Below are 16,212 nucleotides of genomic sequence, written 5' to 3' on the forward strand. Positions count from 1 at the left end.
CGAGTAATTTCTACCATCAATCAATGAAAATAATTTCGATCAATCAACCAGTAAAAATCCACACAAGTTGTTCTTCATAATCTCTTAATGATCTTCTTGCTGATTCGTCACCAGCAAGCTAGGTCGGCTATATTACTCTCTATCTCTAGAAAGTCAACCAGTAATGAAAACTATTTTTAAACTTTCTTTCTAAAACCGAACTCAATTAAACTCAACTAAGTCACTGTTTTATCAGAAGTTTTAATCTTCATCACCGCCGATGGATGTGCATTCTACAGGATTCCCAACCCAATACAACCCCTATTCTTAAATAATTCAGCAAAAATATCACGACTGTTTATTTATTCTACAAAAAATACAGGTTTTTCTATTTTTCACTCAAAATTTATTCAATTATTGATGTTTTAAAGTAGTTTATTTACTTATCAATGGGTATTTCTAGTTAATTTAATTGCTATATCTATCTAAAAATTTTTTATTGTCTTTATTTCAGATCAAACACAACAGATGAGTTAATAAAATAGATTTACTATGGAATCCCTTACCCATTTTAAAAATATAATCCTCATCCATCCATTAAAATTCCATTCAACAAGATAATCACTCTATAGATGAACTCTGGTTAAATTGTTGAATGATTAAAATTAAGAGTGAAGCAATGCGAGAAGAAAGCAATCTTCAATGCACAGTTTTATTAGATGAAAAATAATTTAATAGGAATTCGAGCATTCATCATGATAGCCACCGATAACAATTGTATATTTTTTATTCACATTGAATTTCAGGCATAAAAAAACCGCTTAACGCGGTATCTTTTATCTCGACCATCTTGAAGGAGATGGTCGGAGCAGTAGGATTCGAACCTACGACCCCCTGGTCCCAAACCAGGTGCACTACCAGGCTGTGCTATGCTCCGATTTCAACTTTAAAAGTTGGGGTGAATGACGGGATTCGAACCCGCGACAACTGGAATCACAATCCAGGGCTCTACCAACTGAGCTACATCCACCATCATTTTGATTCTTAACATCAAGCGACCAAATGGCGCGCCTGACAGGATTCGAACCTGTGACCATCCGCTTAGAAGGCGGATGCTCTATCCAACTGAGCTACAAGCGCGTTACTGATGCAAACATCATTTGCCTTGAAGAATTGGTCGGAGCAGTAGGATTCGAACCTACGACCCCCTGGTCCCAAACCAGGTGCACTACCAGGCTGTGCTATGCTCCGATTCATCTCAGCTTTCGTATCGAACATCGTTCGGTACGGTGTGCATTCTAGGCGCGACGCCCGGAGACGTCAACACCTATATTTAAAAAAAACCGAAAAAACGCTTCAAGCGTTTATTTATCAATCGCTTCAGACATTTTTTATACAAATTTTAACGTTTTAGTCCGGCACTAAAGTTCAGCATGCGATCTAGAGGCAGTTTAGCTCGTTCAGCAAGTACCGGATCGACATGCACTTCCTGATCTTTATGCTGTAACACATGCAAGATACCATTCAGCTCGTTCATGGCCATCCAAGGACAATGCGCACAAGAACGACAAGTTGCCCCCTCTCCTGCGGTTGGTGCTTCAATCAGAATTTTATCCGGCACTGCCTGCTGCATTTTATAAAAAATACCGCGATCAGTAGCAACGATTAAACGTTGATTCGGCAAAGTCTGTGCTGCTTTAATTAATTGTGAGGTACTACCCACGGCATCGGCAATCTCGACTACAGACATCGGTGATTCAGGATGTACCAGAACCGCAGCATCTGGATAGAGTGCTTTCATATTGGCAATACCGCGTGAACGGAATTCTTCATGTACGATACAAGCACCATCCCAGAGCAACATCTCTGCACCGGTTTTTTTCTGGATATAACGACCCAAATGCTGATCGGGTGCCCAGATGATTTTTTCGCCCAGACCGTCCAGATGTTCGATAATTTCCACTGCACAACTTGAAGTGACGACCCAATCGGCTCGGGCTTTCACAGCCGCTGACGTGTTAGCATAAACCACCACGGTATGATCCGGATGCGCATCGCAAAAAGCGGTAAGCTCATCGACAGGACAACCTAAGTCCAGTGAACAGGTCGCTTCCAAAGTTGGCATCAGCACGGTTTTATTGGGTGAAAGAATTTTAGAGGTTTCGCCCATAAATTTCACACCAGCTACCACAAGCGTTGAAGCTGGATGATCGCGACCAAAACGCGCCATTTCCAGTGAATCGGAAACACAGCCCCCCGTCAGTTCAGCCAGTTCTTGCACTTCAGGATCACAATAATAATGCGCCACCAAAACAGCATCCTGTTTTTCCAGCTCTGCCTTGATCTGTGCAAATTTGTCCAATTTTTCCTGCTGGCTCATTTGATGTTCTTGTGGAACACCTAAACGATCTAAATGCGCCTGCACAATCGATTTAGCTTCATTGGCTATTAATTTGGTCGCATCATTCATAACAACTCTTACTCTACCCTCATGGTTCACTATTCAATGAACCTTTCACCCTACATCCCGGTCATCTCTGGCGAAATGCTATTTTTGACCAGTCATTAAAAATCATTAAGTATAAAAAAGCCCCACAACGGAGGCTTTATAAACAATCTGAATTATGAGCGATAATCTGCATTGATTTTTACGTAGTCATACGACAGGTCACAGGTATAAACCGTATCTTTTGCCTGACCTCGTCCAAGATCAACACGAATCGTCATTTCAGCCTGGGCCATCACACGTGCACCGGCTGCTTCAGTATAGTCTGCTGCCGCACCACCATCTTTGCAGATTTGTACATCATCTAACCAAACCTGAATTTTTGCAACGTCTAAATTTGGCACACCGGCATAACCAATCGCTGCCAGAATACGGCCCCAGTTTGGGTCAGAAGCAAAGATTGCGGTTTTGACCAGCGGTGAATGCGCAATGCTATAGGCAATATCGCAGCACTCTTGAGTATTGCCACCACCTTCTACAGTCACGGTAATGAATTTAGTCGCACCTTCACCATCACGTACAATCAGTTGCGCAAGGCGTTTCATGGTACGTGTCAATACGTCTAGCACCACTGCATAACGTGGATCTTCAGTCGAAGTGATTTCAGCACCACCGGCCTGACCTGTGGCAATAAAAATACACGAGTCATTAGTTGAGGTATCGCCATCAATTGTAATACGGTTAAACGATACATTGACTGTTTCAGTTAATAACTGTTGAACCAGTTCACGGCTGATCGGTGTATCCGTCGCAACATAGCCCAGCATGGTCGCCATATTCGGGCGAATCATGCCTGCACCTTTGGAAATACCGGTCATGGTATAAGTCACACCATCCAGCTCGAACTGTTCTGACGCACCTTTCGGAGTGGTATCTGTGGTCATGATTCCAGTCGCTGCATCGCCCCAGGCATCATCACGCAATGAATCCAGCGCAGGCTGTAAACCTGTAAGCAAACGCTCCATTGGAAGCTGCTCACCAATCACACCAGTCGAGAATGGCAACACTTCAGCAGCCTGTACGCCTGCAAGTTCAGCTAACTTGGCACAGGTGGCTTCTGCATTTGCCATGCCTGTAGGACCTGTTCCTGCATTGGCATTGCCGGTATTGATTACCAGGTAACGTGGATTTCCCGCTTGCAAATGTGCTTTGGATACATGCACAGGTGCTGCACAAAAGGCATTCTGGGTAAACACCCCAGCAACATTGGAGCCTGCAGCCAGTTCAAATATCACCAGGTCACGTCGGTTCTGATAGCGCACATAGGCTTCAGCCGAACCAATTTTAACCCCTTTCACCACATGCATCTGTGGCATAGATACGTCACCAACTGCCATTTTAAAGTCCAATATTGAAGTTTTAGAAAAATACAGCTTAGTTGATCTGCAACAAAAAATCGAGCCAAAGCCTGAGCCAGCCTGAGATTTGTTATGGGTTTTCACAATAAAAAACCAGTCATCAAGACTGGTTTCTACGTTTTTAAAATTAAGATATTTTTAATTTTGTGCAAGTTGTCCAGATTCGCTTAGTAAAGCCTGTTTCGCTTGTTGTTGACTTGCACTAGAAAGTGCAGGATTAGTAGCAACAATACGGTCTGCATTTGCCGCATTAGCAGCTGCAATCGCAGCGGTCTGCAATACAATCGGACGGTTCTGGTTGGCAAAGGTATAACGGATGCCGGTACGTGGGCTTGCTACAGTCACTTGCGCATCGGTACGTTGTACTTGAGCAGTGTTAGTACCTACCGCTTGCTGAACTTTATCAATTGTTGTGGTCGCTGCAGTTTGTGCAAAACTTAAGGCAGGTATTGCCAAAGCGGCAATCATGAGCGTTTTTAATACTTTTTTCATTCAGGTTATTCCACTTTGAGGTGTTGAATGAGCCATTAAATAGCATTTAATTCCTAAGACTGCAAACAGTATTCAATTTCTGAAAAATCTTCATACATAAAAAAATCAGAGCCATGTGGCTCTGATTTTTTTTAACACTGTTTAGATCTTGCCATGACACTGTTTGTATTTCAGGCCTGAACCACATGGACAAGGTGCATTACGACTTGCCGGTGCTTCAAAGACTGGTGCTACAGGATTCGCCTGAACATTTTGCTCGGTCGTCACCTCATGTTCACCTGCCAGCAAGCCGTCAAACTCTTCATGAGATAACTGCAAACGCATTGCCTCAGCCTGTGCCTGCTGCTGTGCTTCCATTTCCGCCAGCTCTTCAGGTGTCGGTACGTGGATGCGTGACAGATCTGTCACGACATCGGACTTAATCGTACCCAGCATGTTTACAAACAGGTTATAAGCTTCTTTTTTATATTCCTGCTCTGGATTCTTTTGCGCATAACCACGTAAATGAATACCTTGACGCAAATAATCCATAGCCGCCAGATGCTCTTTCCAATGACGATCCAGAGAATTCAGCATAAAGTGACGTTCAAGCGAAGCTGCAGATTCTTCACCCATTTGTTCACGACGTGAACGGTAGCGGTTCAGTACTTCATCGGTAATGCGCACTACCAAAGCTTCTTCATCCAGACGACGGTCCTGTTCCAGCCATTGTCCGATAGGAAGATCCATCGAAAGATCTTCACGCAGCGCCAGTTCCAGACCTTCACTATCCCACTGGTCATGAATCGATTCAGGCGGAATATAGTTGGCGATTACACCCTGCATCACTTCACGGATCATTTCTTCAATATAATCCTGCAGTGAATTTTCTGCCAGAATGTCGTCACGCTGACTATAAATGATCTTACGCTGTTCGTTATTGACGTCATCGTATTTCAGCAAATTCTTACGAATATCGAAGTTACGTGCTTCCACTTTACGCTGCGCATTTTCAATCGAGCGAGACACCATTTTGTGCTCAATCGCTTCATCTTCCTGCAAGCCCATGGCACGCATCATGCCGACTACGCGATCACCGGCAAAAATACGCATCAAGTCATCTTCAAGTGACAGATAGAAACGCGATACACCCGGGTCACCTTGACGACCGGCACGACCACGCAGCTGGTTATCGATACGGCGTGATTCATGACGCTCGGAACCGATAATATGCAAACCGCCTGAATCCAGCACAGCCTGGTGATTAACATCCCATTCTGCTTTCAGACGCGTTTCATCTTCAGGAGTCGGGTTTTCAATTTTAGCCAGCAACGCCTTCCAGTTACCACCCAAGAGAATATCGGTACCACGACCGGCCATGTTGGTGGCAATCGTCACTGCACGCGGCGCACCGGCCTGCGCAATAATATCGGCTTCACGTTCGTGCTGTTTGGCATTCAGTACTTCATGCTGGATCCCTGCCGCTTTTAGCTTATCCGACAGAATCTCAGAAGCTTCAATGGTGGCTGTACCAATCAAAATTGGTGCGACACCAGCTTCATGCACACGCTGAATTTCTTGAATAATCGCGTTATATTTCCCTTCACGATTTAAATAAATTAAATCGTTATGGTCTTGACGAATCATTGGACGGTGGGTCGGAATCAGCACCACATCCAGACCATAAATTTCTTTCATTTCCGCTGCTTCAGTATCAGCAGTACCGGTCATACCGGATAATTTTTTATACAGACGGAAATAGTTCTGGAAGGTTGTGGTTGCCAGAGTCTGGTTTTCCGGCTGGATCTCCAGACCCTCTTTGGCTTCTACGGCTTGATGCAAACCTTCAGACCAGCGACGTCCCGGCATGGTACGACCGGTATTTTCATCGACAATAATCACTTCACCATCGTTGATGATGTATTGCACATTGCGTTGATAGAGATAATGGGCACGGATCGCTGCAGTGACATGATGCAACAGGTTCAGGTTCGACGCTGAATACAAGCTCTCGCCTTCTGCCAGCAAGCCCATTTCAATCAATTCACTTTCAATGGTTTCAAAACCCACTTCAGTAATTTCAACTGAACGCTGTTTTTCATCAATCCAGAAGTGACCGCCATCCGGCACTTTCTCTTCTTTCTGTGCCTGTAATTTTCGTGGAATATTATTGATGGCTGCATAAAGCTGTGAAGAATCTTCACTTTGACCGGAAATAATCAACGGGGTACGTGCTTCATCAATCAGGATCGAATCGACCTCATCGATAATCGCATAGGTCAAACCACGCTGCTTTTTCTCAGCCAGCGAGAACACCATGTTGTCACGCAGGTAGTCAAAGCCAAATTCGTTATTGGTACCGTAAGTAATATCGGCACGATAAGCTTCAGCTTTTTCCATCGGATTTTGCATGGAATAAATAATGCCGATGCTTAAACCCAAAAACTCAAATAATGGACGGTTCAACTCGGCATCACGTTGCGCCAGGTAATCGTTCACGGTAATGACATGCACGCCCTGACCACTGATGGCATTCAGATAACAGGCCAAAGTACCCATCAGGGTTTTACCTTCACCGGTACGCATTTCTGCGATTTTGCCTTCATGCAAGGTAATACCACCGATCAGCTGCACGTCATAATGACGCATGCCCATCACCCGCTTCGCCGCTTCACGACAGACTGCAAATGCTTCAGGCAATAATTTATCGAGGGTTTCACCCTTATTATATCGTTGTTTGAATTCTTCAGTTTTTGCAGATAAGTCTGCATCGCTAAGGGTAGATATCGTCGGCTCGAGCACATTAATCTTGTCTACGATTTTACGCATGCGTTTGAGTTCGCGCTCATTTTTGGTACCGAAGATTCCTCCGATCAGACTTGCCAACATGAATAGACTCTCTAAATCTTGCTTGTCAAATGAATATGTTCTTAGTCGTTATTATGGTGCTAGAAATTTGAACTACAAGGGTTTTGCTGTAAAACCGCTAAAAAAATCTGATCCTTAGTTCTAGCCCTAAGATCTAAGGCAAAGTAATGTAGCAAATTTTCCCTGTGCAACATAGTCAATTAAGTGACTGATTTTTGCGCTTCTGGATAGATGGATATCCTACTTATGCAATTTACTCATAAAGAAAGCAAAAAACACTATTTTTAATCATAAAAAAATTGGTTCATATTAAATCCTATCTCGACACTAAAAGACCAATTGAGGCTAAAAAGATGAGTTTACGTCTAGGCGATACCGCACCGAATTTTGAACAGCAATCCAGTGAAGGCCTGATTAATTTTTATGACTTTCTGGGTGATAGCTGGGGCATTTTATTTTCACACCCTGCCGACTATACACCGGTATGTACGACTGAACTTGGCTATACCGCAAAACTGAAAGATGAGTTTGCAAAACGTGGTGTTAAAGCGATTGCCTTGTCAGTTGATGATGTGGAGTCGCATCATGGCTGGATTAAAGATATTAATGAAACCCAGAACGCCACGGTGAATTTCCCGATCATTGCCGATCAGGATCGTAAAGTTTCCGAGCTATATGACTTTATTCATCCAAATGCCAGTGAAACTCTAACGGTTCGTTCTTTAGTGGTCATTGATCCCAATAAAAAAGTCCGTTTGATTATTACTTATCCTGCATCGACCGGCCGTAATTTCCATGAAATCTTGCGTGTGGTGGATTCACTTCAACTCACCGATAAACATAAAGTGGCCACGCCTGCGAACTGGCAGCATGGTGATGATGTTGTGATTATCCCTTCACTGAAAGATGAGGAAGAAATCAAGCAACGTTTTCCAAAAGGTTATACAGCGGTCACGCCTTACCTGCGCTTAACGCCCCATCCTGAGCAAGGATAAGCAGAGCACTGCTCTGCCCTTGCGCAAGGTGAGAAGCTATGCTTCGAGCAACAAATTAAAAGGACTCCTTTTTAATTTTGCGCAAGACAAGCGAAGCGCGTAGCACAGGATAAGATGGAGCTCGTAGTAAAGAATAAGAGAAACTCTATTTTTCCAGATTTTATGTTTTATCGAATACGACATTGACGTGCCACGGATTCGATTTGTTGATACAGCCTGTCTTCGGATAGGCTTTTTTATATTCAAAATTCCATATCCACTTTAAACTTGAAATAACAAAAACAACATCTATGCTCTGTATGAAAATCTGCATATTTCCAATCCTGATGAGCTGCCTCCTGACAGGTTGTATGACCACGCCGGCCCTGCCTGAACCTCAACGTCCTCAGCATTGGGGACAGCCCATTCATCAGAATCATAATTTTCATCAAATCAGCAATTTTGTCTATCGTAGTGAGCAGCCTTCAACTGAACTCATTCCTTTATTAAAACAGCATAAGATCGATGTGGTTATTAATTTACGTTCACGGGATAAAGACAGCTTTCTTTTGAGCAATGAAAAATTTCAGCTGCATCATGTACCCATACATACCTGGGCAATTGATCGGGAAGATTTATTGAAAATTATGCTACTGATTCAGCAAGCACAACAAAATCATCAAAAGGTGCTCCTGCATTGTTATCACGGCTCAGACCGAACCGGTGCCAGTGTCGCCATGTACCGGATTATTTTTGAACATTGGCCGATTGAGCAGGCACTACAGGAAATGAAACATGGCGGTTATGGCTTTCATGCCATTTGGCGCAATATTGACAATCTATTCACCCCTGAAAATGTAAAATGGATTCGCGAGCAACTCACGAATCCATTTACAGAAACTTTGGTTAATACAAAGAATTAACGCTTATCCAGCGGCACCCAGTCATTCACCCAAGCTGATTTCATATTCAGGCTGGCATCAGACGCAATTTTCTTACGAAGTGCATCTGCAGTCTCACGGTCTTTGGACGGCCCCACCATGATGCGTACACCTTTAGAAGTTGAGCTTTTGGTGACCTTATAACCTTTGGCACGCAGTTTGGCTGCTACAGCATCCGCATTGGCTTCATTCGCTGCCAGTGCCACCTGCACCATCCATTGCTTGTCCTCTTCACCTTCCAGTAACTTACGCGCCTGTTCAGCTTCTGCTTTCTTCTTGGCTTCTTCGGCTGCAGCCTTTTTCTTAGCTTCTTCAGCTTTACGCTTTTCGTCGGCCTTACGTTTTTCTTCGGCTGCTTTACGTTCAGCTTCTTTCTTTTCAGCCGCTTTACGCTCTTCCTCGGTTTTACGTTTTGCTTCAGCCGCCTTACGTTCTGCTTCGGCTTTTTGCTGTTGTTCTAACTTGCGTTTTTCTTCAGCGGCTTTACTTTCAGCAGCTTTACGCTCTGCTTCTTTCTTGGCTGCATCAGTAGAACTATTGGCTTTTTGTTGGTCCAGCTGCTGCTGGGCTAACTTTTTTTCTTGCACCGCTTTTTCTTCAGCCAGACGTTTCTGCTTGGCCTGTTCGTCTTCAACCAGTTCTGGCGGAATATTATCGGAACTTTGCTGTCCCAGGCGGTGTGCATTCAGGGCAGCATATTCTTCAGCCGCTTTACGCGCAGCATCTGCTTCAGCCTGCTGTTGCATCGCTAAAAATTCGGCTGCACGTGCTTCCTGCTCTGCAACCGATTTTTCCCGGTCACGACGTTGCTGTTCAAGTAAACGCTTTTCTGTTTCCACATCGACCGTCAAAGAACCGAGCGAATGATTGCCTGTCTCTTTATTTTCAACTTCCGCAGCCTGTGCCGGATTTTGCTGACGGTCCTGATTGATTTCATCTTGGCCTTTCAGGAGTAATGCTGCCAATAAAACACCACCACCGAGTAAAACAACACCGCCCATCCAGCGCTGTTTGTTATTCATTGACATTCTTCCAAATACTCCCATACCGCTTCTAAGGTATGAAATGATCCACATACCAAAATCAGCTGATTATTATCTGTTTGATCCAGTGCTGATTTAAAAGCTAATTTTACATTGTCAAATTGTTCTACCGCCTCACCGCTTAAAGCATCAGCCAAAACTGTGACCTCTGCCGCACGTGGGACGAATAATGGTGCAATTTTCCACAATTGAACCGTGTCTTTCAATAACTTGACGACAGAATTTATATCTTTATCTGCCAGCATTGAAAATACACAAATGACTTCATTATATTTTTGATTGTAATTTAAATAATCTCGTAATTGTTTCAGCAGAAATTCCACCCCATGCGGGTTATGTCCTGCATCAAAAATCACGGTTTTATTCTGGATTTGACGGATTTCAAAACGTCCCGGCAATTTTGCCGTTTGAATGCCTTGTGCAATTGCCTGCTGGCTGACGTTTAATTCGCTCAGCAGAATGGCGGCCACGGCGGTAGAAATATTATCTAATGCCAGTGAACCTGTAGGGAGTTTTAAGGTCGTACCTGATGAAGCAAAAGCCCAGCTTTGGCCATCTTCAAAGGCTTCATAAAAATAATCCCGGTTGATTGCATACAAGGGTGCTTTACATTCTTGGGCTTTATTTAGAATAGCTTGCGGGATCTGTTGCTGTCCACCAAATACCACGGGAATATCCGGGCGAATAATTCCGGCCTTTTCAAAAGCAATTTTCTCAATGGTGTCACCAAGCCAGTCGGTATGATCCAGACCAATATTGGTAATTACCGCCACATCTGGATTGACCACATTGACCACATCCAGACGGCCGCCTAAACCCACTTCCAGTACCCAGACATCACAGCCTTGATCTTTAAAAATCACAAAAGCAGCCAGTGTCGTGGCTTCAAAGAAAGACAGGCTCAAACCGCATTCGCGACGAGCCTGATCGACCTGAACAAAAGCATCAATCAGCAACTGATCTTCCACTTCAATGCCGCGCAATTTAACACGCTCATTGAAACGGTACACGTGGGGGGATTGATATAGCCCGACCTTGAAGCCTTGCGCATTCAGGATCGCGGCCAGCGTGGTGGTGGTCGAACCCTTACCATTGGTTCCTGCCACCGTCAGCACTTTGGCCTCTGGAGATGTCACGCCCAGCTTTTCAGCCACAGGAATAACCCGTTCCAGACCTAAATCAATACCCGTAACGTGAACATGGCTCCAATAATCGAGCCATGTATTTAAAGAATCTGTTGCTAAGGGTGCTGTGTTCAATGCAAATTCATCAACTTCGTAACGATACGATAAACTGTATCACGTAATGCATGACGGTGAACAATCTGATCGATTACCCCATGATCAAGCAAATATTCCGCGCGCTGGAACGGTTCTTCCAGTTTTTCACGTACAGTCTGTTCGATCACACGTTTACCGGCAAAGCCAATCATCGCTTTCGGTTCAGCAATATGTACATCACCCAGCATTGCCAATGATGCGGTCACACCGCCGTACACTGGATGAGTCAGTACCACGACATAAGGCAGACCTGCTTCTTTTAAACGCTGGATCGCAGCCGAAGTGCGCGCCATTTGCATCAGGGACAACATGCCTTCCTGCATACGTGCACCACCCGAAGCAGCAAAACAGATCAGGGGCTGACGGGTTTCAATCGCACGTTCTGCCGCCTGAACAAAGCGGTCACCGACCACTGTACCCATAGAACCGCCCATGAAGTCGAATTCAAACGCACAGGCAATCATCGGTACGCCTTTCAGCAAACCTTGAATTACCACCAATGCTTCGGTTTCACCAGTTTTCTTTTGTGCTTCCGCCATACGGTCTGGATAGGCTTTGCTATCGACAAATTTCAGCGGATCTTTGGCTATAAATTCCTGACCCAATTCTGTTTGCACCTGGTCAAAGAACCAGTTCAGACGTTCACGGGCTTTCATACGCAAATGTTCATCACATTGCGGACAGACATAAGCATTAAATGACATGGCAGTACGGGTCACCAATGCATGACATTCAGGGCACTCAATCGTAGGCTCGGTAAATGTCGCTTTATATACCGTTTGCTCATCGGGTACCTGAATGCCCGGAACAGTACGCTCCGTCCATGGGGTCGATGGGCTCAGAATTTTGCCTGATTTCACTTGTTGACTCATACTAACTCATCGAGCGCTGCTCGAAGCTCCTTGACTTTATTCACCGTCGCAATAACGGCTTGTTCTGGTGCGAGCGTTGCAAACTGCTTTACAAACGCACTACCCACAATAACTGCATCGGCAGCAACACCCATCGCTTTCGCAGATGCAGCATCACTGATACCGAAACCTACGCCTACAGGAACATCAGTCACAGCTTTAATCTTTTGAATGCGTGCAGCGGCTTCAGAGACATCTAAAGTTGCTGCACCGGTCACGCCTTTCAGTGACACATAGTAAATAAAGCCGCTGGCCTGTTTTGCTACATGTTGAATACGTGCATCGGTTGAAGTGGGTGCCAGCAGGAAAATCTGATCCATGTCATATTTTGCCAGTACTTCACCCAGACTTTTTGCTTCTTCTGGTGGCAAGTCCACCAGCAGTACGCCGTCTACTCCACATTCATAGGCATAAGCCACAAACTTTTCATAGCCAATCACTTCAACCGGATTCAGATAACCCATCAGTACCACTGGTGTTTCGCGATCTTTCAAGCGAAATTCTTTCACCATGTGCAGGGCATCCAGGGTATTGGTTCCACCTGCCAGAGCACGTTCAGCAGCTAGTGCAATCACCGGCCCATCTGCCATCGGGTCCGAGAAAGGAAGTCCCAGCTCAATCACGTCGACACCCGCTTCCACCATCTCATGCAGCAAAGGCACTGTGACTTCTGGATGCGGATCACCCGCCATGACATAAGAAACTAAAGCTTTACGCTGTTGAGATTTAAGTTGTCCAAATCGTGTGGCTAAACGTGACATAGAGAGGTATTTTCCTTAACGTGTTTCAAACTTGAGGCATTGACTATGTAGAAATACAAGACATCGCATTGTAACGCTATTTTTTGTCCAATGAACAGTCTGCGATACCGACCTCGAGTACTTCATTTCCTGTGCGAAGATTTCAAAACAATTCGGAAGGGTCTATTTACGATTATTTTGATTTTTTTCACAATGATCAAAGATGCCTAATTTTGCTATTACCTAAAATCCTGAATATTTAGATAAACTTATTTTTATCATATAAAAATTAATAAAAATGCAGATGTTAGCGCATTCATTTAAAGTTTTCTGAAATAGCAAAACCTGCTTTATACTAGTCCTATTCTCTTACTTTTTTATCTCCTATGCAGACTGATTCTGAGGCTACAGTGCAGGCACGCGCCATTGCACTGCTGCCGCTTATTGTATTTTTAACCATATTTTTGGGTAGCGGGATCTATCATTCCCTGATCGGAACCGAGTTCGCGTTCTATCAGGTGAAAGCGCCTGTGGCTGCCCTGCCTGCGATTATCTTGGCTGCATTAGTGTATCGTGGCAAACTCAATCAGGGTATTGAAGAATTTCTGAAAGGTGCCAGCCATCCCAACCTGATCCTGATGTTCATGGTGTTTATGCTGGCTGGTGCTTTTGCCAGTGTTAGCAGTGCGATTGGTAGTGTAGATGCTACTGTACAAATGGGCCTGTCCGTTATTCCTCCGAGTTTTGTCTTACCGATGCTGTTTGTGATTTCGGCATTTATTGCCACGGCGATGGGTACCTCCATGGGCACCATTGCAGCCTGTGCGCCGATCGCTTTTGGTTTCACCCAGGTGACCGATATTGACGTGATTTATGCGATTGGTGCGGTCGTCGGTGGTGCCATGTTCGGTGATAACCTGTCCATGATTTCAGACACCACCATTGCGGCGACCACCAGCCAACGCGTACAACTGCGTGACAAGTTCAGAGTCAATGTCTGGATTGCGGTTCCTGCATCGATCGTCACTATTCTGATTTACGTGTTGAGTACTGGCAGTAGCAATGCAGTGGAATACAGGGATTTTAACTGGCTCCTGGTCTTACCTTATATCGCCGTATTTATTTTGGCCTTTAGTCGTTTACACGTTCTGGCTGTGCTGTCCATTGGCGTGCTACTTTCCGGCTTGTTTGGCCTGTTTGCCACAGCTGAATTTGATCTGCTCAAACTGAATACTTCCATTTATGAGGGCTTTGTCGGCATGTTTGAAGTGGCGTTATTGTCGATGTTCCTGGGTGGCCTCTCGGCGATCATGCAACGAGAAGGCGGTTTACGCTGGCTGATCGAGCGCATTTATAGCTTGACCCGTCTATTTAAAGTTGGGAAGCAACGTGCCGGCGAAATCGGGATTAGTTTTCTGGTGGTGTTTTCGAATATCTTTGTGGCCAATAATACCGTGGCGATTATTCTGTCTGGTGATATGGCGCGTGAAGTCGCCAAAGAATACGGGGTGGATCCCAAGCGTTCTGCGGCACTGATGGATATTTTCTCTTGCGTGGTACAGGGTTTAATTCCTTATGGCGCACAGTTACTACTGGCCTGTTCCATTGCAAAAATCTCGCCGGTTGAACTGATTGGTGGTGTGTACTATTGCTGGATTCTGGCCATTTTTGCGATTGCTGCGATCGCGTTTAGATTCCCTCAGGTGAAAGCAAGCACTTAATCCATCATCCTGCGAAAATAAAAAAGCGACCGATACCGGCACTGCTGTCCCACAATTTTTACAAGAGGAAGCTCATTTAAGCTTCCTCTTGTTTGATGGGGACTTTATCGGGTGAAAATAACGCTTTTAAGGTTTTTATTTCAAATAAATTCACTTGAATTATTCTGAGTAAGCGCTGAACTGTCCAGCCTTTTTTCCCTAAATGTTGAGCGAAACTTACCAGTAAATAGGCGATCATCGCAATCCAGATTTGCGTCTGAATGGCGTTCTTGCTTCGGCCTAAAAAGGCTTTTAATTTCAGGTTCTGTTTAATCGCTTTAAAGAACAATTCAACTTTCCAGCGGTCTTTGTAAATCGCTGCAATGGTAGAGGCAGCTAGATGAAAGTTATTGCTGAGAAAGCTAAAGTGCTTGCCACTTTGCTGATCTCTATATTCAATTCTTCTTAATACGGGGGCTTTTCTTTTTAGGGCATGTGCGCTATTTAGCTGAATGGTTTCATCTTTTAGAATACCTTTGGATTCAAGCACTGGATGTTGCTGGATCACCTGATACACAGATTTAGGCCTAAAACGTGTCACAAAGCTAACGTTTTGAGCGCTTAGATTCGCATACCATTGATAATCGACATAGCCTTTATCAAAGACCACAATGCTGCCAGCGGGAAACTGGAATTTTCGGCCTTGTAACATGTCATTTTCTTTACCATTTTCAACTGCAATAAACTCAGGAATATCATTGCTGTGATTCAATCCTATGCTGAGTTTCATGCTGGCTTTTGAGTCGTGAACTTTGGCCCATTCACATAAGGAAAGCGACAGGTCAATATGACTGGCATCCAGGGAATATAATGGATTCTTAAAGCGAAATTTATGGGCTACTTTTGAGTGTTCATAGTATTTAAGCAACTTGTAAAAGAGCTGTTGATACAAGGCAGCAGGCTGCTGCTCATTGATTCGTGCCAGTGTACTTCGGGGAATAGACTTTGCTCCGAAATGACTCAGTTTGTCCTGTTGGCACTCCAGATTGGATTGAATATCTCTCAGACTTTGCCTGCAGGAAAGTTGAGACATCAAGATGGCAATAAACTGATCCCATCTTGAAGCCGCTCTAAATTTCTGTCCAACATGGTGTACTTTAGCAAGTTGCTCAAAATCCTGTCGCACGACGGGTTTAATAAGCTGATGAAATACGGTATTCTGATGTGACAAAACCTGAATCCTGGTCGTTAAAGTGTTTGTTTGCACTCATATTTTAACGATTTGGACTCAGGTTTTTTATTTAAATCAAACTATGGAACAGCAGTGGGAATTCCCCTCCTTTTAGGCATAGGTATCTACACATCTATGAGATACCTAATGCCATTGTGGCTATCTCATTGAGTTCATCTATTGAATATTCCGAGAGCAGTTGAAGAGTGT

Annotated in this window: 12 protein-coding genes and 4 tRNA genes; 3 read left to right on the top strand and 13 right to left on the bottom strand. The window is 44.3% G+C overall.

Translation table 11 applies throughout. The features are described 5' to 3' along the window. Positions 1-839: 839 nt before the first annotated feature. The 8 genes from F890_RS06095 to secA all read right to left on the bottom strand — a co-directional run bounded on the left by F890_RS06095 (position 840) and on the right by secA (position 7,203). Positions 840-916 (bottom strand) — tRNA-Pro (locus tag F890_RS06095). A gap of 17 nt (positions 917-933) precedes the next feature. Then, a tRNA-His gene (locus F890_RS06100) sits at positions 934-1,009 on the bottom strand. Between the two features lie 33 nt (positions 1,010-1,042). Continuing rightward, positions 1,043-1,119, bottom strand: a tRNA-Arg gene (locus F890_RS06105). Between the two features lie 34 nt (positions 1,120-1,153). Beyond that, positions 1,154-1,230, bottom strand: a tRNA-Pro gene (locus tag F890_RS06110). A 151-nt stretch (positions 1,231-1,381) separates the two neighbouring features. After that, complete coding sequence (gene nadA / locus F890_RS06115; protein ID WP_005266051.1) at positions 1,382-2,449, bottom strand: quinolinate synthase NadA; 1,068 nt, start codon at positions 2,447-2,449, stop codon at positions 1,382-1,384. A 152-nt stretch (positions 2,450-2,601) separates the two neighbouring features. After that, on the bottom strand, positions 2,602-3,822 hold the full coding sequence (gene argJ / locus F890_RS06120) for a bifunctional glutamate N-acetyltransferase/amino-acid acetyltransferase ArgJ (RefSeq protein ID WP_005252791.1): 1,221 nt from the start codon (positions 3,820-3,822) through the stop codon (positions 2,602-2,604). 159 nt (positions 3,823-3,981) lie between these two features. Continuing rightward, entirely contained in the window at positions 3,982-4,335 is a 354-nt protein-coding gene (locus F890_RS06125; RefSeq protein WP_004645181.1) for a hypothetical protein, read from the bottom strand. A 141-nt stretch (positions 4,336-4,476) separates the two neighbouring features. Next, entirely contained in the window at positions 4,477-7,203 is a 2,727-nt protein-coding gene (gene secA, locus F890_RS06130) for a preprotein translocase subunit SecA (RefSeq protein ID WP_005252796.1), read from the bottom strand. Positions 7,204-7,535: 332 nt separating this feature from the next. Here secA and F890_RS06135 point away from each other — a divergent pair, with 332 nt between their 5' ends. Then, entirely contained in the window at positions 7,536-8,177 is a 642-nt protein-coding gene (locus F890_RS06135) for a peroxiredoxin (protein WP_005252799.1), read from the top strand. 299 nt (positions 8,178-8,476) lie between these two features. Next, positions 8,477-9,079: a dual specificity protein phosphatase family protein gene (locus F890_RS06145; RefSeq protein ID WP_005266052.1), complete on the top strand. Its 603-nt coding sequence runs from the start codon at positions 8,477-8,479 to the stop codon at positions 9,077-9,079. Here the strand turns inward: F890_RS06145 and F890_RS06150 are convergent. The 4 genes from F890_RS06150 to trpA are packed head-to-tail and all read right to left on the bottom strand — an operon-like array spanning position 9,076 to position 13,092. After that, the gene (locus F890_RS06150) at positions 9,076-10,119 is read right to left on the bottom strand and encodes an SPOR domain-containing protein (RefSeq protein ID WP_005252804.1); all 1,044 of its coding nucleotides are present in this window, start codon (positions 10,117-10,119) and stop codon (positions 9,076-9,078) included. The two genes, F890_RS06145 and F890_RS06150, sit on opposite strands and share 4 nt — an antisense overlap. Then, positions 10,116-11,399 (bottom strand): bifunctional tetrahydrofolate synthase/dihydrofolate synthase, encoded by a 1,284-nt coding sequence (gene folC, locus F890_RS06155; RefSeq protein WP_005252806.1) that lies wholly within the window; start codon positions 11,397-11,399, stop codon positions 10,116-10,118. Before folC ends, F890_RS06150 begins: the two co-directional genes overlap by 4 nt. After that, complete coding sequence (accD, locus tag F890_RS06160) at positions 11,396-12,292, bottom strand: acetyl-CoA carboxylase, carboxyltransferase subunit beta (protein WP_004281669.1); 897 nt, start codon at positions 12,290-12,292, stop codon at positions 11,396-11,398. Before accD ends, folC begins: the two co-directional genes overlap by 4 nt. Further along, a complete protein-coding gene (trpA, locus tag F890_RS06165) occupies positions 12,289-13,092 on the bottom strand; it encodes a tryptophan synthase subunit alpha (protein WP_004281668.1) in 804 nt (267 codons plus the stop codon). Before trpA ends, accD begins: the two co-directional genes overlap by 4 nt. 365 nt (positions 13,093-13,457) lie before the next feature. On the opposite strand from trpA, the gene F890_RS06170 reads away from it, so the two are divergent. Next, positions 13,458-14,792, top strand: coding sequence for a Na+/H+ antiporter NhaC family protein (locus tag F890_RS06170; RefSeq protein ID WP_005266053.1), 1,335 nt, complete (start codon positions 13,458-13,460; stop codon positions 14,790-14,792). Between the two features lie 76 nt (positions 14,793-14,868). Here F890_RS06170 and F890_RS06175 read toward each other — a convergent pair whose 3' ends face one another. Continuing rightward, positions 14,869-16,002, bottom strand: a complete 1,134-nt coding sequence (locus F890_RS06175) for an IS4 family transposase (protein ID WP_004647387.1) — start codon at positions 16,000-16,002, stop codon at positions 14,869-14,871. Between the last annotated feature and the right edge of the window lie 210 nt (positions 16,003-16,212).

The sequence above is a fragment of the Acinetobacter sp. CIP 64.7 genome (assembly GCF_000369745.1).
GTDB lineage: Bacteria > Pseudomonadota > Gammaproteobacteria > Pseudomonadales > Moraxellaceae > Acinetobacter > Acinetobacter fasciculus.

Excerpts from the sequence above, each read along its gene's own strand:
- F890_RS06135 (WP_005252799.1), top strand. The coding sequence starts at position 7,536 with ATGAGTTTACGTCTAGGCGATACCGCACCGAATTTTGAACAGCAATCC.
- secA (WP_005252796.1), bottom strand. The coding sequence starts at position 7,203 with ATGTTGGCAAGTCTGATCGGAGGAATCTTCGGTACCAAAAATGAGCGC.
- F890_RS06150 (WP_005252804.1), bottom strand. The coding sequence starts at position 10,119 with ATGAATAACAAACAGCGCTGGATGGGCGGTGTTGTTTTACTCGGTGGT.
- F890_RS06170 (WP_005266053.1), top strand. The coding sequence starts at position 13,458 with ATGCAGACTGATTCTGAGGCTACAGTGCAGGCACGCGCCATTGCACTG.
- F890_RS06145 (WP_005266052.1), top strand. The coding sequence starts at position 8,477 with ATGAAAATCTGCATATTTCCAATCCTGATGAGCTGCCTCCTGACAGGT.
- argJ (WP_005252791.1), bottom strand. The coding sequence starts at position 3,822 with ATGGCAGTTGGTGACGTATCTATGCCACAGATGCATGTGGTGAAAGGG.
- F890_RS06125 (WP_004645181.1), bottom strand. The coding sequence starts at position 4,335 with ATGAAAAAAGTATTAAAAACGCTCATGATTGCCGCTTTGGCAATACCT.
- accD (WP_004281669.1), bottom strand. The coding sequence starts at position 12,292 with ATGAGTCAACAAGTGAAATCAGGCAAAATTCTGAGCCCATCGACCCCA.
- nadA (WP_005266051.1), bottom strand. The coding sequence starts at position 2,449 with ATGAATGATGCGACCAAATTAATAGCCAATGAAGCTAAATCGATTGTG.
- trpA (WP_004281668.1), bottom strand. The coding sequence starts at position 13,092 with ATGTCACGTTTAGCCACACGATTTGGACAACTTAAATCTCAACAGCGT.